Genomic DNA, 20,687 nt, shown 5'->3' with positions numbered 1-20,687 from the left:
TCAAATCGTGAACGATGTCCCGAGACATCCATCGCTGCCACGACGGGGAACGATGTCCCGAGTCTTCAGATGAAGGATCAGTCCGCCCGGTCGGGACCGGATTCTGACGTCATTCACGATCGGAACGATGTCCCAGGACATAGGTGAACGATGTCTTGAGTCCACACACCCTCAGCTCCACGGAATAAAACCGCTGGAACCAAAGGCAAGGTCTTCGGTTCCAGCGGTTTTTTTTGTGCCTAACCCAACAGGGCGTTAGTAACGGCTGGCCCTTAGGCGTTCAACCCCGCCTGCTGCAGAATGTAGTCCACCATGGGTGCGTAGAGGCCGGGGCAGACATTGTCATCGAGCGGAACGGCGACCTGGAGCTGACCTTGGGCTTCGGCGACAAACAGAGCCGGGTCGTTGCAGTCGGCAAACCCGATGCTGTCAATGCCGCTGGTGGCCGCGAAGCCTGCCCATCCATGGTCTGCCACGACCAGATCCGGGGCTGGTTCACCTTCCCCGGCAAGCCGCTCAAGACTTAGCTGCATCGGCATTGGCAAATGCGTGTGCATGAGGCTGCCGTGCTGGTGCCACATCAGCACCTTGTTGATCTGCCGGATATCGCCTTCGAGGAATTTGTTGCCCTCCGGCACTTCAACCAAACTGGCTCCTGCCCGGCCGGCGGCTTCGGCTAATGCGGCGTGCACAGGAAGGAGCCCGGCGGGATGGCCGGTGGCAAACAGGACACGCTGTTGTTTCGCTACCGCGTCAGCCAGACGTGCGGCAAATCGGTCGAGGGCGGCCACGCACAGTTCTGCGCTGATTGTGTCCTGTCCCTCAAGATGCTCGTGATCCGAACTGGTACCCACCCTGTGGTGCATCAGGTCGAACACGTCGTCGTAGGTCCAGTCACGCGTCCACTCCACACCAAATTCATGGTTCATCTCGCCGTCGATAAAGCAGTGGATGTGCTTCACGTTCACTTCACGGGTGGTGGCTATTTTGCCGGTGATCCGGACGGAGTTCAGGTACTCAGCGAGTTCTTGTGCATTCACGCCGTCCAGTCTAATGACCATGGCCGTACATCATCGTGAACACTTCAACGGTGCTGCCCGGCCGCCACCTGATAGCTGGCGGCCGTCAGCCGGGCAGTCCGCTGCCAGCCATAACCCTGCGCATAGACCGAGGCGGCCTGTCCCATATCCCGGCGGGTGACGCCGTCGTCGTACAGGCTCTCCAGTGCATCCGCCCAGGCGCCGGGGGAGTGGCCGTCGACGAGCAGCCCGGTACGGCCATCGCAGACCGCCTCTGCCAGTCCTCCCACCTTGGTTGCGATCACAGGGGTTCCGCATGCCTGGGCCTCGAGCGCGACGAGGCCGAAGGACTCACTGAAAGAAGGCATGGCGACGACGTCGGCCGCGCGGTACCAGTGTGCCAGCTCAGTGGGATCGACAGGATCGCGGACGGTGACAGTTCCGGCCAGCCCCAGCCGGTCGATGATGGGGGAAAGTTCGAGAGCCTCGGCACCGCTGGCAGCTCCAAGCATGCTGACTGTCAACGGCAGGTCCGGACGCCGGCGCCTCAGCTCCGCAACCGCCTCGATCAGGACCTGGGGTCCTTTCAACCGCTGGATCCGGCCGGCGAAGAGAATGTGGAAGGTCCCGGTTTCGACGTCGATGTGCCGCCTGGATGCGGCCCGGAATGCGGGTTTGAAAACGGCAAGATCGACGCCGGGCGCAACGACGTCGATCTTGCGGGGATCCGCTGCGTAGAGCTGCTCCAGCTCGCCGGCTTCCGTCTGCGTATTGGCGATCAGCCGGTCAGCCTGCTCAATGATGCGCTGCTCGCCGGCCACCCGAACGGGAGGTTCAGCCTTATCGGCCGGTCCCAGATGCTGGTTTTTTACCTTTGCCATGGTGTGCATGGAATGAACGAGCGGAATGTCCCAGTGGTCCGTCATCAGCAGACCGGCCATTCCCGATACCCAGTAATGCGAGTGGATCGCATCGAAATGGCCATCCGCCAGCAGCGCCCTGATCCTGTTCATGGCTCCGGCCAGGGAAGATACATGCGCGGGCAGTTCCTCCTTGGACAACCGGGCGCGCGGGCCGGCATGAACGTGCCGGACAAGGACCCCTGGATGCAGTTCCTCGATAGCGGGCTGGTCTGCTGATTCGGCACGGGTAAAAATTTCGACGTCGATCCCGTCCCCTGCCAGCGCGGAAGCCAGCGAACGGACGTAGACGTTCATCCCGCCGGCATCGCCGGAACCAGGCTGTTTCAGCGGAGATGTGTGCAGCGAAAGCATTGCCACACGGCGGATTCTCGGCACACTCATCCTTCCCACAGGCGTACCCGGTTCTATCGATCTTAGTCCTGTGGCGGAAACCCGGTTCCCCGGCCTCCGCCACTGGCCTCCGTCGTGAAAGACTACTGCTATGACGGATGCGAAACCGCACACGGAATCTGCACGGACCCGGGCCTCGAACCGCGCTGCCCGCCTGGAAGACGCCTTTCATGATTTCAGGGAACGCCGGGCACGCAAGCGCGACTACACCGAGGCCATGATCGCCTACGCCGGCTATGGTTCGACAGGCTGGGTGCGCGTGCTTGGGCGGGCGTTGTTGACCAAGCAGCCGGCGCACCACCGCGAGATGCAGTCAACGGGGGCCAATGTCCGCGGCTGGCGGAGTTTTACCAGCATTCCCATTGGCGAGGCCAAAGTCACCATCGCCCTGGACGGCATCACTCATGTGGTGGAGGCGGACCGGGGCGGCGTGGTTGATGCCGTCGTCAAGGCGGAGCTGGCACCCGGCTGGCACACCGTGACCATGCAGACCGGACAGTCCGAGCCCGCTGAAGCCATGGTGTTCATCGTTTCCCCGGGGATCAGAACGGGCATCGTCACGGACATCGACGATACGGTCATGGTCACTGCACTGCCGCGGCCGTTGCTCGCTGCGTGGAACACCTTTGTCCTGAACGAACACGCCCGGATGCCCACCCCGGGTATGGCGGTGCTGCTTGAACGGCTGTCCAAGACCCATGGGGGTGCACCGGTGATTTATCTGTCCACCGGCGCCTGGAACGTAGCTCCCACTTTGACCAGGTTCCTCACCCGGAATCTCTATCCGGCGGGCGCAATGCTGCTCACGGACTGGGGGCCCACGCGGGACAGATGGTTCCGCAGCGGCACCCAGCACAAGCGCAACAACCTGGCCCGGTTGGCCGAAGAGTTCCCCAACATTAAGTGGCTGCTCATTGGCGACGACGGCCAGCACGATGAAGCGCTGTACTCGGAATTCGCCCGCAGCCATCCCGGACATCTTGCCGCCATCGCCATCCGCGAGCTGTCGGTCAGCGAAGCCGTGCTGGCCGGTGGACGGTCAAAGGATGGCAACCGCGGCCAAAGCAATACACCGATGGTCTACGCGCCGGATGGTGCAGGTTTGGCCAAGAAGCTCAAACGACTCGAATTGCTATAGCTCCCACGGCTCGATCCGCCGGTTATGTTGCCTAAACCATGGATCATCCGGCCTTGCTCCTACTGGTCAGTAACGAAGCTATAACGTGTTGAATCCGCACAATTAGCGGCTTTTCGGGCGTTTCCATCCACCGGCGTCGCATATTGACGGTATCGATTCCATATCGTTACGCCGAAAGTGAACGCCTTGTTGTTAGGCTCATTTACGAACCGCAAGACGTGATCCGAGGAGTCCTGCAGCCAGGGAGCAGCTTTACACCCCTGAATGCAGCCACCACCAGCAGACCGCCGATTCAGTTTCCACCGTTCGGAAGCAGGAATCAGCGGCCTAAAGGCGACCCCCCAGATAAACAGTGGTGCTCGCAACGGGGGATTGATTCATACCAATCACCGGGGCGACCCATGGATTGGTAAGAGTGAACGACAATATTGCACTGAGGGCCGAAAACATCTACAAAGTTTTCGGCCGAAGGTCCGCCGAAGTAGTCAAGAAGCTCAAGGCTGGTCAAAGCCGTGAGGAGCTGAGCAACCTTGGCACTGCGGCCGTCATTGACGCTTCTTTTGATGTCCGAAGGGGCGAGATTTTCGTCGTCATGGGCTTGTCCGGCTCCGGGAAATCCACCCTGATCCGTATGCTCAATGGACTCCTGCCCGCGAGCTCGGGCCATGTCCGGATAGGTGAGACCGATCTCGCGGAGGTATCGGACAAGGATCTGCGGCTGCTTCGCCAGCAGAACGTTTCGATGGTCTTCCAACACTTCGCCCTGATGCCTCACCGGAGCGTTCTGGACAATGCAGCTTATGCACTCGAAGTTCAGGGTATGCAGAAGACCGAGCGCGAGGACCGTGCTGCCAAAGTTCTGGAGAAGGTCGGACTGGGTGGATGGGGCGAAAAATATCCGTCGCAACTGTCCGGGGGCATGAAACAGCGTGTTGGGCTGGCCCGCGCCCTTGCCGCCGAAACGGACATCCTGCTGATGGATGAGGCGTTCTCCGCTCTGGACCCACTGATCCGCCGTGAGATGCAGGAACAGCTGTTGAGTCTCCAGAAGGAACTGGGCAAGACGATTATCTTCATCACCCATGACTTGAATGAGGCGATGCTGCTCGGGGACCGGATTGCGATGATGCACGACGGCCGGATCGTGCAGATCGGCACACCGGACGAGATCCTGACCAAGCCTGCCAGTCACTATGTTGAACAGTTCGTCCAGGACGTGGACAGGAGCCGGGTCCTTACCGCCGAGGCAGTGATGGACAGCAGCCCAACCGATCTTGAATCAGCGTCTGCATCCGGGAGGGCGACAGTAAAAGCTGACACCCTGCTGTCGAACATCTTCAGCCTCTCGGCCGATAACGAAAGGCCCCTGGCCGTCGTCGACAACGAAGACCATGTCATGGGAACACTTGGCCACGAAACACTTCTCGCTGCCCTCGGCGGCCCGCATCCCGAACGACCGTTGACAGCCCTCGAAGAGGAACAGCGCGAGCGGCTGGCCACAGGCACTGAAGATCCGGGATCCGGACGGCGCGCCAACCGTGTTATGGACGATGACGAGGGGCTCGATGCGCCCGGACCGGGATCCAAGCATGCCGAAGGAGGTGCCCGCTAATGGATTACCGGATACCACTTGGTGACTGGATCGCCACCGGCATTGACTGGATTGAGGCGACCTTCCAAGTCCTCATCGATTTCGCGTCCGTAGTTTCCGCAGCTATCTATACGGGCATTGAGTGGGTCTTGATGACCCCACCGTTCTGGCTAATCCTGGTTATCCTGGTGGCCGTAGGTTGGCTGGTTAAGAACTGGAAGTTTGCCATTGGGACCGCGTTGGGCCTGCTGTTGATTTATGGCGTCGACCAATGGGACGCGACGATGGAAACGCTCGCGTTGGTTCTGCTGGCCAGTTCGCTGGCAATCATTATCAGCGTCCCGCTGGGAATCCTGGCGGCCAAGTCAGACGCGTCGTCTGTGATCTTCCGTCCCATCCTGGACTTCCTGCAAACCATGCCGGTGTTTGTCTACCTCCTCCCCGCAGTCGCGTTTTTCAGCGTCGGCGTTGTACCCGGAATCTTCGCAACCATCGTCTTCTCAATGGCTCCCGGAGTCCGTTTCACCGAACTGGCCATTCGCGGAGTCGATAAGGAAGTTGTCGAGGCAGGTCATGCTTTCGGCTCCTCGCCGTGGCGGATCCTGCGCCAGATTCAAATCCCGCTTGGAACACCGACAATCATGGCCGGAATCAACCAGGTGATCATGCTTTCACTCTCCATGGTTGTCATCGCCGGACTGGTGGGCGCCGGAGGACTCGGCAGGGAAGTCGTCCTGGCACTTGGCCGGGTGGATACATCACTTGGAATGGAAGCGGGCATCGCCGTCGTCATTCTTGCCATTTATCTTGACCGTTTAACCGCAACCTTAGGCAAGTCGTCGACACCAGCGTCGACTGCCTAGAAGATTCGAAATAGACCCTGCCACGGCAGGTGGAAAGGAACGAAAATGAAAAAGCGCTATTCATCTATCGCTGCAATCGGAATGGTTTCCGCCCTGGCATTGACTGCCTGTGGCGGGGGCGAAGCAAACACGGAGGACCAGGCCGGCGGGGGCGATGATGCCAACGCTTCCAGCCTCGAAGGCAAGGAAATCACCATTGGCGTCTTCAGCGGCTGGCCCGAGGGCGTCGCTGTCTCCGAGCTCTGGCAGTCCATTCTCGAAGACAAGGGCATGGAAGTCACGCTGGAGTATGCCGACGCCGGACCTGCCTTCGTCGGTTTGGCAGCCGGGGACTATGACCTGCTCATGGACGTTTGGCTCCCGGCCACCCACGAGGCCTACCTGGAGGAACATGGCGACAGCATCACCGAACTTGGCGCCTGGAACGATGAGGCAAAGCTGACCATCGCCACAAACGCCGATTCTCCCGTCGATTCCCTCACCGAGCTGGCCGAAAACGCTGAGGCGTTCGACAACCGGCTGATCGGGATTGAGCCGGGCGCCGGCCTGACCAAGGCCACCACTGAAGAGGTGATCCCGACCTATGGCCTGGAAGACATGGAGTACATCACGTCCTCCACGCCTGCCATGCTCTCCGAGCTGAAGTCCGCCATGGAAAACGATGAAAACATCGTTGTCACGCTGTGGCGTCCACACTGGGCCTACAACGCCTTCGACATTAAGGACCTCAAGGATCCGGAAGGAACTCTGGGTACTGCCGAGAGCATCTACTCCTACGGTTCCGGCACGTTCAAGGAGGACTACCCGCAGGTGTCCCAGTGGATCTCCGACTTCAAGATGGAGAACAAGCTCCTCTACTCGCTCGAAAACGTCATGTTCAATGAGAACGAGACCGATGAGTACGATCCGATTGTCGACAAGTGGATCTCCGAAAACCAGGAGTACGTTGACAGCCTGACTGCCAAGTAGAAGCACCGGCCTGAATAGGCTGGATTGCCAACCGGGCCCGCCGGCCGTGCATAACGCGCAGCCGGCGGGCCTTTCTCATGCCGGCTTTCGTGCCTTCCCGCGATCCTGATGGCGTACCGACCGGTCCGGCGAGATATTGAGCTTTTCCAGAATCTCTGCCAGCAAGTCGATAAAGACGCCGACCTCTGCCGTCTGCTTGTCGCTGATGAGCAGCGCAAACAGGTTCCTGGCCAACCTGATTTCCGGAACATCCAAAACAACGACGCCGGGAGGCCGGTTCAGCAACGCCAGTTCAGGAACCAGCGACCCACCGATACCGGCCGACGTCATCTGCAGGCTGGCGTTGAAGTCATCGCACAGCGCGGTAACACGCGGATGGAGATTGCAGCTGGCGAAGAGCCGTTCAATAACAGCGGCGTCACTCGTTCCGGGATGGTGGACTATCCACGGCATATCGGAGAGCTGCGACGCACTCACTTCCGAGCCAGGACCGATGCCCCAGGACTCAGGCAGGACGACGCGGAAGTCGTCATCACCGATCCACTGCTTATTGATCGTGGAAGGCCAGGCCAGGCCGGTCTGGCCCACTTGGTAGACCAGAGCCACATCGAGTTCCCCGCCGGCGCGCAGGTCCTGGATCGTCTCCGCCGGTTCGGCAACTGAAACTTTCAGGCTGATTCCCAGATCATGCCACGCCGGCATCTGCATCAGCCGGGGGAGTACATGCGTGGCAAGGCTGGGAAATATTCCCAGCCGCAGTTCCTGGGTAGTGTTCTTATGTGTCCGGGCCGTCGCGGCCAACAGGGCGTCGATGTCGGACAGTACTTTGGTGGCGTGCCTGGACATTACGACGGCGGCCTCTGTCGGCAAAACACTTCGCGCCGAACGGTGGAAGAGCTCAACGCCCGTTTCCTTTTCCAGCGTCGACATCTGTTGGGACACAGCCGACGCCGTATATCCCAGCCGGTTGGCGGCAGAGGCAAAGGACCCCAACCGCGTGACCTCCAGAAGTGTCCGGAGATGAATCGGATTGACCATAAGGAAAACTTTAGCTCAGCAATTTACAATAATGATGTCAATGTGACTGCCGTGGCAGCTGGGATTCGAGCACACCCGGCGGGCCTTGGCCTTAAGAAGCTGTGGAAGCCAGTAGGATTGACCCGTTGTGCCCGACGTCACAAAGAAGGACACGATGGCAATATTGCTGAGGCATCCGCAACCTGCCTCCACCTTCCGAACCATTGGAGAGTTGTGAATAAGAAGAGATCCAGGAATTCCGCGCGTTCGTTCAGAAGAACCACCGGGCGGTTTATGGCCGCAACTGCCGCCATTTCACTGGCCGCGACGGCGGCGGGTGGAACCGCATACGCGCAGCCGTCGGATACATCCCCATCGCTGCCGGAGCGCCAGGCAATTGATACTTCCAGCTTTGTGGACGGTGCCACATACATCGTGACACTGGCACAGGACGCAGCCAGTTCTTACGACGGCGGCGTGAACGGTATTCCCGCGACGGCACCCGGCAACGGCAAACAGCTCAATGCCAACTCGAACGCCGTCGAGAAGTATCAAGCGCATTTGAAGAAGCAGCAGAAGAAAGTCGCCACGGAAGTTGAGGCGGAGCCGACCCGGAACTATACGTTGACTGTCAACGCCTTCGCCGCGGAGATGACGGCGCTTCAGGCCAAGAAGCTGGCAGCGGACAAGGACGTCATCAGCGTCGAAAAGAACCAGCTGCACAAGATCCAGCAGAGCACCACCGACTTCCTCGGACTCGGCAGTGACGCCGAGGGCTCAGGCGGAGTCTGGGAAGAGATCGGTGGCACGGACGAAGCAGGCAAGGGCATCGTAGTCGGTGTCATCGATACCGGAATCGCTCCGGAGAACCCCTCCTTCGCAGGCGACGACCTCACCGATGAGGTCTCCGCCGACACTCCCTACCTGAATGGTGAAACCATCACGTTCAACAGGGCCGACGGCGGAACGTTCACCGGTACCTGTCAGGCGGGCGCGCAATTCACCCCTGACGACTGCAGTACCAAGCTGATCGGCGCGAAGTATTTCGTGGAAGGATTCGGAGCCGCCAATATCGGCACTCCGGTAACCGACGGCGAGTACGGTTCACCGCGCGACGGGCATGGCCATGGCTCGCACACTGCCAGCACCGCTGCAGGCAACTTCGGTGTTGAAGCAGACTTGGACGGCATCGACATGGGAACAATTTCAGGTGTCGCACCGGCCGCCAAAATCGCTGCGTACAAGGCCTGCTGGACGGGCAATGACCCCGACGTCACCACCGACGACGGCTGCGCCACGACGGACCTGCTGGCAGCTATCGAAGCCGCCACCAACGACGGTGTGGATGTCATCAACTACTCCATTGGAGGCGGAGCGGCTCAGTCGACGGTGTCGCCGATAGATCAAGCCTTCCTGGGTGCGGCTGAGGCCGGAATTTTTGTCGCCGCCTCCGCCGGCAACTCCGGACCGGGTGCTTCGACACTGGATAATGCTTCCCCGTGGATCACCACTGTAGGAAACAGCACCTACGACACGCCGCAGTCCACCGTGGTCCTTGGGAACGACGCCAATCTGACCGGTGCATCATTGAGTATTTCCGACGCCGGGCTGGATAAGACCCCATTGATCCTGGCGGAAAACGCCGCTCTCGAGGGCAACCCCAAGGCACAGATATGTGCCTCCGGTTCGCTCGATCCCGAAGCGGTCAGCGGCAAAATCGTGGTCTGTGACCGTGGTGAAATCGCCCTGATTGAAAAGGCCACCGAAGTCGCCGACGCAGGCGGTGCCGGCATGGTACTGGTCAATAAGCCGGGCGAAACCAGCAGCGTCTTCGCTCTGCAGTATCCGGTTCCGACTGTCCACCTCACGGCGGAACACCGGGACGAACTGCGCGCCTATGCTGCCACCGAAGGCGCCACCGCCTCCATGATCCGCGAAGCGGTCAATCCGATGGTCATTCCGGCACCGCAGATCGCCGAATCATCGAGTCGTGGACCGGTACTGGCGGACGGTTCCAACATTCTGAAGCCCGACGTCACGGCACCTGGGACAGGGATCCTGGCAGCCGGCGCCAATGCCGAGGGTGAAGATCCTCAGCAGGTATTGATGTCCGGTACATCCATGGCGTCACCGCATGTTGCCGGACTGGCTGCCCTGTACCTGGGCGAACAACCGGATGCCAGCCCGGCGGAGGTTAAGTCGGCACTCATGACGACTGCATACAACCTTGTCGACAATTCGGGCGAACCCGTGAAGGATGTATTCACTCAGGGAGCCGGACATGTAGACCCGACGCGCTACCTGCAGCCTGGCCTGTACTTCCCGGCCGGTTCGGACGATTGGTTCGGCTACGTTCAGGGCCTTGGCTACGATCTTGGCACAGACGTTCCCGATATCGAGGGCAGTGAACTGAACCAACCCTCGATCGCCATCGGTTCGATGGCAGGACCGCGCACCGTTACTCGCACCGTCGTCTCAACAGAACCTGGCACGTATACCGCCGATGCGGATATGCCCGGATTTGACGTCACGGTCTCTCCGTCGACGCTGACTTTTGATGAGGCAGGGCAGTCCAAATCCTTTGATGTGACCTTCAAACGGTCGGATGCGGAAATGGACACGTTCTCCGACGGCTACCTGACCTGGACCTCCGGCAATGGCAACACCGTCCGGATGCCGCTGGCGGCCTCACCCGCGAGCATGCTGGCTCCCGCCACTGTCTCCGGCGAGGGCACCGAAGGAAGCATCGACATGGCGGTTACGCCGGGCCTCGATGGTGACATCGCAGTGAACACATTCGGACTGGCCAAAGGACATCTCTTCACGCCTGAGGAAGGTCAGTTCGTCAACGGATTCCTGGGAGCTCCAATCGACGGTGCTGTGGGCAGTAAGGAACACAGCGGTGAAGGAACCGCGGGGCAGACGATAAGTTACGAGATGGACGTCGCTGAAGGCGCCCGTTTGGCAACCTTCGACCTGGATTCCGTCGACGATACGGCGGATCTGGATCTTGTGGTGGTCCATTTGGATTCGGCTGGCGCTCCGGACTCCCTCTGGCAGTCCGCCTCAGCCTCCGCCGATGAAAAAGTACAGATCAGCACGCCCGATGCCGGCACGTATTTGGTCCAGGCCAATGTCTACTCCACCCCGGAGAATTCGAAGCGTGCGGCATTCGATCTGACCGGTTTTGCCATTCCATCCAGCGACACGGACACACCGCTGGTTTCATCGCCATCGACGCTCGATGCGCAACAAGGCGTTGAGACGAGTATTGAGTTGTCCTGGGAAGGGCTGGACCACAACGCCGCCTACATGGGGATAGTCGGCTACGGCGATTCCAAGGTCAACACGGTAGTCACCGTCAGTACTGGGGATGCTCCGTGCCGGGCACCGGGCAAACCTCATAACGGCGAGCAGGGGAAGCCCAGCCATTCCGGTGAGCAGGGCCCGCCCGCTCACTCTCAACTGGAACCTTGCAAGCCGGGCAAGTCCTCGTAGCAGCTGTTCCAGACACTGCCGATAGAGGCATCGGCATCACCTGACTCTCCGCCTTCGAGGGTGTAAATCAGGAACATAAAATGCGGTGCGGTGGTTATATCCACTGCACCGCATTTTTCTGTCCAGGGGCACTTTCCGACACGCCGAAGGTACGGCGACACGGGACTTTTTACTTGTGGGTTTCTCCTCCACAGGCTGTGGACGGGAGCTCTTGGAAAGGCGAAAAGACGGGCTTTACAGCTGAAGATCCGACGCTGGAACTGTGGACTATTAGTCCCGGTAATGACATACTTGTAATACATCATGTTGGGGTGCCATTCACGAAGGCGCACTAGATGTAGTATCGAAGAACAGCACCAGAGCTGGCGGGGTGTACTCCGGAAACCGGCAAACAACGTCTTGAGGAAGAGGCGGATGTAGTCGCTTCAGCAGTCACCACTACAACGCAGTTAGAGACACTTCTAAAGGGGAGAGGGACCATGACCGTAACGGTATACACCAAACCAGCGTGCGTTCAGTGCAACGCAACCTACCGGGCTCTGGACAAGAAGGGCATCACCTATCAAAGCGTGGACATGTCCCAGGACCCTGAAGCCCTCGACCGGGTCCGGTCCCTCGGCTACATGCAGGCACCGGTTGTCATCACTGAGAAGGATCACTGGTCCGGGTTCCGTCCCGACAAGATCAACGAACTTGCTCAGTCGTCAGCAACATCGGTGGCCTGATTTCCATAGCTATTGACGCTAAGGAGCAGTACCCATGTCATCGCCAGCTACAGCAGAGCTGAAAGATGCAGCCACTGGAGCACACGACAGTCCGGCGGGTAACTTCACCGACGCGCAGTTGATCTACTTTTCTTCGATATCAGGGAACACCCACCGGTTTGTTGAAAAGCTGGGTGTGCCGGCGGGAAGACTCCCGCTTCGCACCCAAGAAGAAACCCTTCACGCACGAGCACCTTACGTACTGATTCTGCCCACCTACGGTGGAGTTTCAGGTAAGGGAGCGGTGCCGAAGCAAGTGATCAAATTCCTCAATTGCGAGGAAAACCGCTCACTGATCCGCGGCGTTATCGGCGCGGGAAACACAAATTTCGGGGAAACATACTGTTTGGCCGGCGACATCGTTGCAGCCAAGTGCCAGGTTCCCCACCTGTATAGATTCGAACTGATGGGCACGCCCGACGACGTCGCCAAGGTTCATGAGGGATTGGAAGAGTTTTGGACACGACAGTTGCAGAGCCGGAAGTAGCAGAGAAGAAGCCAATGCCGGCGGCGTTTGAAGGTCTGGGCTACCACGAGCTCAACGCGATGCTGAACCTCTACGGAGCGGACGGCAAGATCCAGTTTGAAGCCGACAGGGAAGCAGCACACCAGTACTTCCTGCAGCATGTGAACCAGAACACTGTGTTCTTCCACGACCTGGAGGAACGCCTCGACTATCTGGTCAAGCATGACTACTACGAGCGCGGGGTCCTTGACCAGTACACGATGAACTTCATCCGCGAGCTATATGACCGCGCGTACAAGAAGAAGTTCCGGTTCGAAACCTTCCTCGGTGCTTTCAAGTTCTACACTTCCTACACGCTGAAGACTTTCGACGGCAAGCGTTTCCTGGAACGCTACGAGGACCGGGTGTGCATGGTCGCGCTGGCCCTTGCCGGGGGCGACGAGAAGCTCGCCACGCATTTGATGAACGAGATTATTGACGGCCGCTTCCAGCCGGCAACACCCACCTTCCTGAACTCGGGCAAGAAGCAGCGTGGAGAGCTCGTCTCCTGTTTCCTGTTGCGCATCGAGGACAATATGGAGTCGATTGGCCGCTCCATCAACTCCGCCCTGCAGCTGTCCAAGCGCGGCGGCGGCGTTGCCTTCGCGTTGACCAACATCCGTGAGGTCGGCGCGCCGATCAAGCACATCGAAAACCAGTCCTCCGGCGTCATCCCCGTCATGAAACTGCTGGAAGATTCCTTCTCCTACGCCAACCAGCTTGGCGCCCGCCAGGGAGCCGGTGCGGTGTACCTGCACGCACATCATCCCGACATTTACCGGTTCCTCGACACCAAGCGTGAAAATGCCGACGAAAAGATCCGCATCAAGACGCTCTCGCTCGGCGTCGTCATTCCGGACATCACCTTTGAACTGGCCAAGAAGGATGAGGACATGTACTTGTTCTCTCCCTATGACGTGGAACGCGTCTACGGCATGCCGTTCTCCGACATTTCGGTGACCGAGAAGTACTACGAGATGGTCGACGATTCACGGATCAAGAAGTCCAAGATCAAGGCCCGCGACTTCTTCCAGACCCTGGCCGAGATCCAGTTCGAGTCCGGATACCCCTATGTGATGTTCGAAGACACCGTGAACCGGGCGAACCCGATCGACGGCAAGATCATCATGAGCAACCTTTGCTCAGAGATCCTTCAGGTTTCCCAGCCGACGACCTATAACGATGATCTGTCGTACAACGAGGTCGGCAAGGACATCTCCTGCAATCTCGGTTCTCTCAATATTGCCAAGGCGATGGACTCGCCGGACTTCGGTACGACCATTGAAACCGCCATTCGGGGCCTCTCCGCGGTCTCCGACATGAGCCACATTTCATCCGTGCCTTCGATTGAGAAAGGCAACGACCAGTCGCACGCGATTGGCCTGGGACAGATGAACCTGCACGGCTACCTCGCGCGGGAACGGGTCTACTACGGCTCCGAAGAAGGCCTGGATTTCACCAACATGTACTTCTACTCCGTGGTTTACCACGCGCTGCGCGCCTCAAACAGGATCGCGATGGAACGCGGTGAAACGTTCGGCGGCTTCGAGAAGTCGGACTACGCCAATGGCAGCTACTTCGACAAGTACACCGACCAGGTGTGGGAACCGAAAACCGAACGCGTCCGTGAGCTCTTTGAGGAAGCCGGTGTAAACATCCCGACCCAGGAGGACTGGCGGGAACTGAAATCGTCGGTCATGGAACACGGGATCTACAACCAGAACCTGCAGGCAGTACCGCCGACAGGATCGATCTCCTACATCAACAACTCGACATCGTCGATCCACCCGGTCGCGTCCAAGGTTGAAATCCGCAAGGAAGGCAAGCTCGGCCGCGTGTATTACCCCGCGCCTTACCTGACCAACGACAACCTGGATTACTATCAGGACGCGTACGAGATCGGCTACGAGAAGATCATCGATACATACGCCGAAGCCACCCAGCACGTGGACCAGGGGCTGTCATTGACGTTGTTCTTCAAGGACACCGCCACCACCCGTGAAATCAACAAGGCCCAGATCTACGCCTGGCGCAAGGGCATCAAGACCCTTTACTACATTCGCCTGCGCCAGTTGGCTCTTGAAGGGACTGAGGTAGAGGGTTGTGTTTCCTGCATGCTGTAATTGCGCAAGGCAACTACATTTCGATGGCGGAACACGCCGTCGTCGTTCCCCCGCCACACAGCCAACCAACTAATTTTGAGGACGCGACATGAGTGAAAAAGTGGCACTGCTCAGCCACGTTGAGGCGATCAACTGGAACCGGATTCCGGACGAAAAGGACAATGAGGTCTGGAACCGGCTGGTCAATAACTTCTGGCTGCCCGAAAAGATTCCCCTGTCCAATGATGTCCAGTCATGGAACCAACTGACTCCAGAGGAGCAGCAGTTGACCATGCGGGTATTCACCGGCCTTACCCTGCTGGATACGATCCAGGGCACTGTCGGCGCCGTCAGCCTGATTCCGGATGCGATCACGCCGCACGAGGAAGCGGTGTACACCAACATCGCCTTCATGGAATCCGTGCATGCGAAGAGCTACTCGTCGATCTTTTCCACGTTGTGTTCCACGAAGGAAATCGATGACGCCTTCCGCTGGTCCACCGAGAATGAGAACCTGCAGCGCAAGGCGCAGATCGTCATGGAGTACTACGTCGGTGACGACCCGCTCAAACGCAAAGTAGCCAGCACGCTGCTGGAGTCTTTCCTCTTCTACTCCGGCTTCTACCTGCCGATGTACTGGTCCTCACGGGCCAAGCTGACGAACACGGCGGATCTGATTCGCCTGATCATCCGCGATGAAGCCGTCCACGGCTATTACATCGGCTACAAGTTCCAGCGTGGACTGGAGAAAGTCTCCGAAGAGCGCCGGCAGGAGATCAAGGACTACACGTTCGAACTGCTATATGAACTGTATGAAAATGAAGTCCAGTACACCCATGACCTCTACGACGGCGTTGGACTGAGTGAGGACGTCAAGAAGTTCCTGCATTACAACGCCAACAAGGCGCTGATGAATCTCGGCTACGAAGCGATGTTCCCCAGCAGCGTCACGGACGTCAATCCGGCGATCCTCTCGGCGCTGTCACCGAACGCGGATGAGAACCACGACTTCTTCTCCGGTTCCGGGTCTTCCTACGTGATCGGCAAGGCCGTGAACACCGAAGACGAAGACTGGGACTTCTAGTCACCACCTAACCTGGCATACGAAATGCGCAAGTTTATCGAAGTGGGGAATAATGAAGCCGGACCTGTCCCGACCACATTAAAGGCACCATGACTGACTCGTATTACCGCCAGCTGGGCGATGGCCGATTTGAATCGACGATCCTCGCACAGGGCGCCTGGAATCCGGAAGAGCAGCACATGGCCCCCGTCTCCGGGTTGATCGCGCATTGCCTTGAGCAGCACGAGCCGAGGCCGGACATGCGGATGGCCCGGATCAGTTACGAGATCCTGGGGATGATTCCGGGCGGCGAATTCGAAGTTACGACGACAACCATCCGCCCCGGCCGGACGATTGAACTGATCCAGGCGGAGATGTCCGCCGGCGGGAGAACTGCAGTAAGGGCCACAGCGTGGCGGTTGATCAAGAGCGACACCGCGGCGGTGGCTGCATTCGAAGATAAGGCCATGCCCGGCGTGGAACAAGCCGTTCCCTGGGACGGCATGGATGAGTGGCCAGGTGGTTACATCGCCTCTTTGGACATCCGCGTAATTCCGGGCCACCGGAGGGGAAGCGGACAGGCATGGATCCGCTCACCGTACGGAATGATCGAGGGTCTCCAGACCCCCGACTTCGTCCACCTTCTGGGCTTGATCGATACGGCCAACGGAGTTTCATCGAGGGTTCCGCCGGGACCCGGAAGCTTCATGTTCCCGAATCTCGATCTGCAAATGCACTTGTACCGCCAGCCATCGGGTGAGTTGCTGGGGTTGGACACGAGTGTCACCTTCGCAGCCGACGGAGTCGGGCTCACCTCAACAATCCTCAACGACACAGACGGCCCCTTTGGCCGCGCCGAACAAATCCTGACCGTCCGCCAGCTGCCCGCTGGCTGACTGCCGCCTTCAATCGTATGGGTTCCTCAGCTGAACTTCCGCCCGGGATAGCGGACAGGATATCCGTAATCCAGCAAGAGTCCACGCTTGGCGCCGCCGCCGATCTGGAGCACGGCATCGGCTTGCTTCAGGCAGCCCGGAATGGACAGCTGAGCCCTTCACTTCGGTTCTACGTGCCGCAGCCGACTGTGGCTTTCGGACAGCGGGATACGCGGCTGCCCGGATTTGAAGCAGCCCGGCAAGCTTGTCTGGTCCATGGTTTCGTCCCATTGATCCGGCGGGCGGGAGGACGGGCGGCGGCTTACCATCAAGGCTGTCTCGTCGTCGATCACGTCGAGCCCTCCGATGATTCCATCGCGGGGACAAAGCAACGCTTCGCCTTTTTCGCGGATTTGCTGACTGCGGCTCTGAGATCGACCGGCGTGAACGCCGGCGTGGGGGAGATCCCGGGGGAGTATTGCCCCGGAGAATTTACCGTGCACGGAATTCCCAACGGGACAGAAGGGTCGCTGACAGCGGACGCCGGCGACGGTCCTCAAGGTTTGGGGGTTCCAGCGTCAGCCCTCAAGCTCGTTGGTACGGCCCAGCGCGTGGTGTCCGGTGCCTGGCTGTTTTCTTCCTCCATCGTGGTTGAGGATTCGGCATCGATTCGGGCGGTCTTGACCGATGTCTATGCGGCATTGGACCTGGAGTGGAATCTAGCGACCGCAGGAGCGGCGGAAGATCTGGTACCGGGCCTGACGGTCGATAAGGTGCGAACCGCCGTATTAACGTCCTACTCTGCACATGCCACACTGCAACCTGGATCGTTCCAGCACTTTGCTTCACACACAGCAACGGCGGCAGACCCACCTCGGTGAGCCTGCCGCCGTCGTACGCTGCCGGCGACGTTACCGCCGTCAGACACACCACCGGCGACCTTGCGATCGCCGTAGTGGCTGCGTTTATTCGCCGCGCGCCAGCCATTCCTCCAAGTGCGGAGCCTCCGCCCCGATGGTGGTTGAGCCGCCGTGGCCGGTGTGGACGACGGTCTCAGGCGGCAGGGTGAAGAGCCGGTCGCGGATCGACTCCATAATCACTTCGAAATCGCTGAACGAACGTCCGGTGGCACCGGGCCCGCCTTGGAAGAGCGTGTCGCCGGTGAAAACCACACCTTCACTGGCCAAATAGAAGCATGTGGAACCGGGCGAGTGGCCAGGGGTATGGAGCGCCTTGATCCGTTGCCCCGCAATCTCGAAAATGTCCCGGTCCTGAATCTCATGGCTCGGATCCACGCTGGGGAAGACGCGCTCCCACAGCATCCAGTCCGAGGAATGCAGGTAAATCGGACCGCCAACAGTATCGGCGAGCTCCAGCACTGCCTTGATATGGTCGTCGTGGCCATGCGTCAGCAGAATCGCGACAACTTGTCGGCCACCGACGGCATCGATGATCGCGCTGGCGTCGTGCGGGGCGTCAATGATGATGCATTCCTCATCGTTTCCCACGAGCCAGACGTTGTTCTCAACTTCCCAAGTACCGCCGTCGAGGGAAAACGTTCCGGCGGTCTCGAGGTGGTCGATCCGGAGGGCGGAGCTGTTTGCAGTCTCAGTCATTAGAGTTCCACCACCGATCGGAGAACCTTGCCTTCTCCCATTTTGGTGAACGCCTCCTCGATCTGATCCAGCTTTATTCGTTCAGTTACGAAGGCCCCCAGATCCAGCCTGCCCAGCCGGTACTGGTCGACCAGCATGGGGAAATCGCGTGAGGGCAGGCAGTCGCCATACCAGGACGACTTGAGCGCCCCGCCGCGGCCGAACACGTCCAGCAACGGCAGCTCAATCTTCATATCGGGCGTGGGAACTCCGACCAGTACCACCGTGCCGGCCAGATCGCGGGCATAGAACGCTTGAGTGTAGGTTTCGGGACGGCCCACGGCATCAATCACGACGTCGGCTCCGTTGCCTCCGGTGAGTTCCCGGATGGCCTCCACCGGATCGGTTTCCTTCGAGTTAATGGTGTGCGTTGCGCCCATTGACTTGGCCTTCTCCAACTTGCTGGGATCAATGTCGACGGCGATGATCGTCGTCGCACCCGCCAGCTGTGAACCCGCGATAGACGCCGTACCGACGCCGCCGCAGCCGATGACCGCCACCGAGTCGCCACGGCCGACATTGCCGGTGTTCATCGCGGCGCCGATGCCTGCCATGACGCCGCATCCGAGCAATCCGACTGCCGCAGCGTCCGCATCCGGGTCCACCTTGGTGCACTGACCGGCCGCCACGAGTGTCTTGTCCGCAAAGGCGCCGATGCCGAGGGCTGGGGAGAGCTCCGTGCCGTCTTCGAGCGTCATCTTCTGCGTCGCGTTGGCGGTGTCGAAGCAGTACTGGGGTTCGCCGCGGCTGCATGCCCGGCACTGGCCGCAGACGGCCCTCCAGTTCAGGATTACTTTGTCGCCCGGGGCAACCTCGGTGACATCCTCACCAACGGCGTTGACGACGCCGGTGGCCTCGTGTCCCAGCAGGAAGGGGAAGTCATCGTTGATTCCGCCCTGCTTGTAATGCAGGTCCGTGTGGCAGACGCCGCAGGTGATGATATCCACCAAGGCCTCGCCCGGGCCCGGATCAGGAACGAGGATGGTCTCCACGGTCACGTCTGCATCTTTCGCGCGGGCAATGACTCCGCGTACTTTATGAACCACGTTGATTATCCTCTCCGGCGGCCGAAAAACCTGATTGGCCGCATGTTTGGTAAAGCGTCGTCCCCCCATCATAGGAAAAACCCCTCGGCGGTTCCTATGATGAAGTCATGAGTGAACCCGCCGCTTCCGTTCCAACAATCGATCAGCGGACCTTTATGAAGGAATGGAAAGCGTGGCATTTGACCCGTGAGGCGAAGCTGGCGGAGCCATTTGGCTGGCTATCCGTCACGGCGATGCACTGGCTGAGCAGCGACCCGCAGAAGTACGACGGCGTCCCGGGAACCTGGTCGAGCGACCGCAGCGGAATCGTGGTGGAGTTGGACGAAGGAGAGGAACTCTTCGTCGAAGGCGAGCCTGTTTCCGGCCGCTACGCGTTTGGAACGCTTCACGAACGGGAGTCCGTAACGGTTCGCACTGAGGCCTTCGCGGTGGAAATCGCCCGACGCGGCGGTTACTGCTTCCTGCGGCCACGCCACCCGGACGCCCCGGCTCTGGATGCGTTCAAGGGTGTGGCGACATTTGAACCGGATCCGCGCTGGCAGTTTGCCGGCCGGTTCCGGGCCGACCGGCATACCGTCACTGTGGGCTCGGTGGTGCGGTCGGTGCACCACGAGTACCTATCCCCGGGGACGATTGAATTCACCGCCTATGGGCAGACGCAGCGGCTGACGGCATTCCCCGGCACGGAGCCGGATTCATTCCAGGTGCTGTTTACCGACGGAACGTCCGGGGCCAGCACGTCGAGCCTGTGCCGGGCGCTGTATATTCCGGCCCCGGACGAGGACGGCAACGTGATGTTGGATTTCAACCGTGCCGTGAATATGCCATGCTCGTTCACCGGGCATGCCACCTGCCCGCTCCCGCCGTCGGAAAACCGGCTGCCCTTTGCGGTGGAGGCGGGGGAGAAGGAGTATTAGGCCGCGAGGCGGCTCTGAACCTCTGCCAGCGACGGGTTCGTAGCACTTGAACCATCGGGGAAGAGAACGGTCGGCACGGTTTGGTTGCCGCCGTTGAGGGTCTCCACCAGAGCGGCAGTTCCCTCGACCTCTTCAATATTGATTTCCTGGTAGCCAATACCCTTTGCATCCAGCTGTGACTTCAGCCGGCGGCAATATCCGCACCAGGTGGTCGAGAACATGGTGATGCTGCCGGCGTCCGGGGTGTACTCCACGGTTTAGCTCCTTGGTTCAGATTCAGGGCCGCATTATCCGCGGCAATGTCGTTATCACTGGTCTCAACGCTTCCTCATCGCCAGTCATTCCCGCTCGT

The 20,687-nt window shown here is 59.6% G+C and carries 18 protein-coding genes; 12 read left to right on the top strand and 6 right to left on the bottom strand.

What is annotated here, in order from left to right:
* Positions 1 to 272: 272 nt before the first annotated feature.
* Together ACX80B_RS15090 and mshA are read right to left on the bottom strand one after the other, a co-directional pair.
* Positions 273 to 1,040 carry a phosphatase gene (locus ACX80B_RS15090; RefSeq protein WP_459297592.1) on the bottom strand — a complete coding sequence of 256 codons (768 nt, stop codon included), beginning with the start codon at positions 1,038 to 1,040 and terminating at the stop codon, positions 273 to 275.
* 44 nt (positions 1,041 to 1,084) lie between these two features.
* Positions 1,085 to 2,317, bottom strand: coding sequence for a D-inositol-3-phosphate glycosyltransferase (gene mshA / locus ACX80B_RS15085; protein WP_459297590.1), 1,233 nt, complete (start codon positions 2,315 to 2,317; stop codon positions 1,085 to 1,087).
* A 106-nt stretch (positions 2,318 to 2,423) separates the two neighbouring features.
* Here mshA and ACX80B_RS15080 point away from each other — a divergent pair, with 106 nt between their 5' ends.
* The 4 genes from ACX80B_RS15080 to ACX80B_RS15065 all read left to right on the top strand — a co-directional run bounded on the left by ACX80B_RS15080 (position 2,424) and on the right by ACX80B_RS15065 (position 6,893).
* A complete protein-coding gene (locus ACX80B_RS15080; RefSeq protein ID WP_459297588.1) occupies positions 2,424 to 3,470 on the top strand; it encodes an App1 family protein in 1,047 nt (348 codons plus the stop codon).
* Between the two features lie 415 nt (positions 3,471 to 3,885).
* Complete coding sequence (locus tag ACX80B_RS15075) at positions 3,886 to 5,082, top strand: quaternary amine ABC transporter ATP-binding protein (RefSeq protein WP_459297586.1); 1,197 nt, start codon at positions 3,886 to 3,888, stop codon at positions 5,080 to 5,082.
* Positions 5,082 to 5,924, top strand: a complete 843-nt coding sequence (locus ACX80B_RS15070; protein WP_459297584.1) for an ABC transporter permease — start codon at positions 5,082 to 5,084, stop codon at positions 5,922 to 5,924. The genes ACX80B_RS15075 and ACX80B_RS15070 overlap by 1 nt, the downstream gene beginning before the upstream one ends.
* A gap of 45 nt (positions 5,925 to 5,969) precedes the next feature.
* Positions 5,970 to 6,893, top strand: a complete 924-nt coding sequence (locus ACX80B_RS15065; protein WP_459297582.1) for a glycine betaine ABC transporter substrate-binding protein — start codon at positions 5,970 to 5,972, stop codon at positions 6,891 to 6,893.
* Positions 6,894 to 6,968: 75 nt separating this feature from the next.
* Here ACX80B_RS15065 and ACX80B_RS15060 read toward each other — a convergent pair whose 3' ends face one another.
* Positions 6,969 to 7,931 carry a LysR family transcriptional regulator gene (locus tag ACX80B_RS15060; RefSeq protein ID WP_459297580.1) on the bottom strand — a complete coding sequence of 321 codons (963 nt, stop codon included), beginning with the start codon at positions 7,929 to 7,931 and terminating at the stop codon, positions 6,969 to 6,971.
* Between the two features lie 273 nt (positions 7,932 to 8,204).
* Here ACX80B_RS15060 and ACX80B_RS15055 point away from each other — a divergent pair, with 273 nt between their 5' ends.
* The 7 genes from ACX80B_RS15055 (at position 8,205) to ACX80B_RS15025 (ending at position 17,598) form a co-directional block, all read left to right on the top strand.
* Complete coding sequence (locus ACX80B_RS15055) at positions 8,205 to 11,408, top strand: S8 family peptidase (RefSeq protein ID WP_459297578.1); 3,204 nt, start codon at positions 8,205 to 8,207, stop codon at positions 11,406 to 11,408.
* A 479-nt stretch (positions 11,409 to 11,887) separates the two neighbouring features.
* A complete protein-coding gene (nrdH, locus tag ACX80B_RS15050) occupies positions 11,888 to 12,133 on the top strand; it encodes a glutaredoxin-like protein NrdH (protein ID WP_459297576.1) in 246 nt (81 codons plus the stop codon).
* A gap of 34 nt (positions 12,134 to 12,167) precedes the next feature.
* The gene (gene nrdI / locus ACX80B_RS15045; RefSeq protein WP_459297574.1) at positions 12,168 to 12,659 is read left to right on the top strand and encodes a class Ib ribonucleoside-diphosphate reductase assembly flavoprotein NrdI; all 492 of its coding nucleotides are present in this window, start codon (positions 12,168 to 12,170) and stop codon (positions 12,657 to 12,659) included.
* A gap of 14 nt (positions 12,660 to 12,673) precedes the next feature.
* Positions 12,674 to 14,800, top strand: coding sequence for a class 1b ribonucleoside-diphosphate reductase subunit alpha (gene nrdE / locus ACX80B_RS15040; protein ID WP_459297612.1), 2,127 nt, complete (start codon positions 12,674 to 12,676; stop codon positions 14,798 to 14,800).
* Between the two features lie 88 nt (positions 14,801 to 14,888).
* Positions 14,889 to 15,863, top strand: a complete 975-nt coding sequence (gene nrdF, locus ACX80B_RS15035) for a class 1b ribonucleoside-diphosphate reductase subunit beta (protein ID WP_459297572.1) — start codon at positions 14,889 to 14,891, stop codon at positions 15,861 to 15,863.
* 89 nt (positions 15,864 to 15,952) lie between these two features.
* Positions 15,953 to 16,738, top strand: a complete 786-nt coding sequence (locus ACX80B_RS15030; protein WP_459297570.1) for a thioesterase family protein — start codon at positions 15,953 to 15,955, stop codon at positions 16,736 to 16,738.
* Positions 16,739 to 16,755: 17 nt separating this feature from the next.
* Entirely contained in the window at positions 16,756 to 17,598 is an 843-nt protein-coding gene (locus ACX80B_RS15025) for a lipoate--protein ligase family protein (RefSeq protein ID WP_459297568.1), read from the top strand.
* 84 nt (positions 17,599 to 17,682) lie between these two features.
* Here the strand turns inward: ACX80B_RS15025 and ACX80B_RS15020 are convergent, their stop codons facing one another.
* On the bottom strand, positions 17,683 to 18,333 hold the full coding sequence (locus tag ACX80B_RS15020) for an MBL fold metallo-hydrolase (RefSeq protein WP_459297566.1): 651 nt from the start codon (positions 18,331 to 18,333) through the stop codon (positions 17,683 to 17,685).
* Positions 18,333 to 19,418, bottom strand: coding sequence for an S-(hydroxymethyl)mycothiol dehydrogenase (locus ACX80B_RS15015; protein WP_459297564.1), 1,086 nt, complete (start codon positions 19,416 to 19,418; stop codon positions 18,333 to 18,335). Before ACX80B_RS15015 ends, ACX80B_RS15020 begins: the two co-directional genes overlap by 1 nt.
* A 107-nt stretch (positions 19,419 to 19,525) precedes the next feature.
* Between ACX80B_RS15015 and ACX80B_RS15010 the strand changes: the two genes are divergently transcribed.
* Positions 19,526 to 20,335 carry a DUF1684 domain-containing protein gene (locus ACX80B_RS15010; protein ID WP_459297562.1) on the top strand — a complete coding sequence of 270 codons (810 nt, stop codon included), beginning with the start codon at positions 19,526 to 19,528 and terminating at the stop codon, positions 20,333 to 20,335.
* On the opposite strand, the gene ACX80B_RS15005 is transcribed toward ACX80B_RS15010, so the two are convergent.
* Positions 20,332 to 20,556, bottom strand: coding sequence for a mycoredoxin (locus ACX80B_RS15005; RefSeq protein WP_459297610.1), 225 nt, complete (start codon positions 20,554 to 20,556; stop codon positions 20,332 to 20,334). The two genes, ACX80B_RS15010 and ACX80B_RS15005, sit on opposite strands and share 4 nt — an antisense overlap.
* Positions 20,557 to 20,687 lie beyond the last annotated feature (131 nt).

The organism is Arthrobacter monumenti, assembly GCF_054511255.1.
Note: the sequence above shows the minus strand (reverse complement) of the source record. Positions and strands in the feature narration are given on the sequence as shown.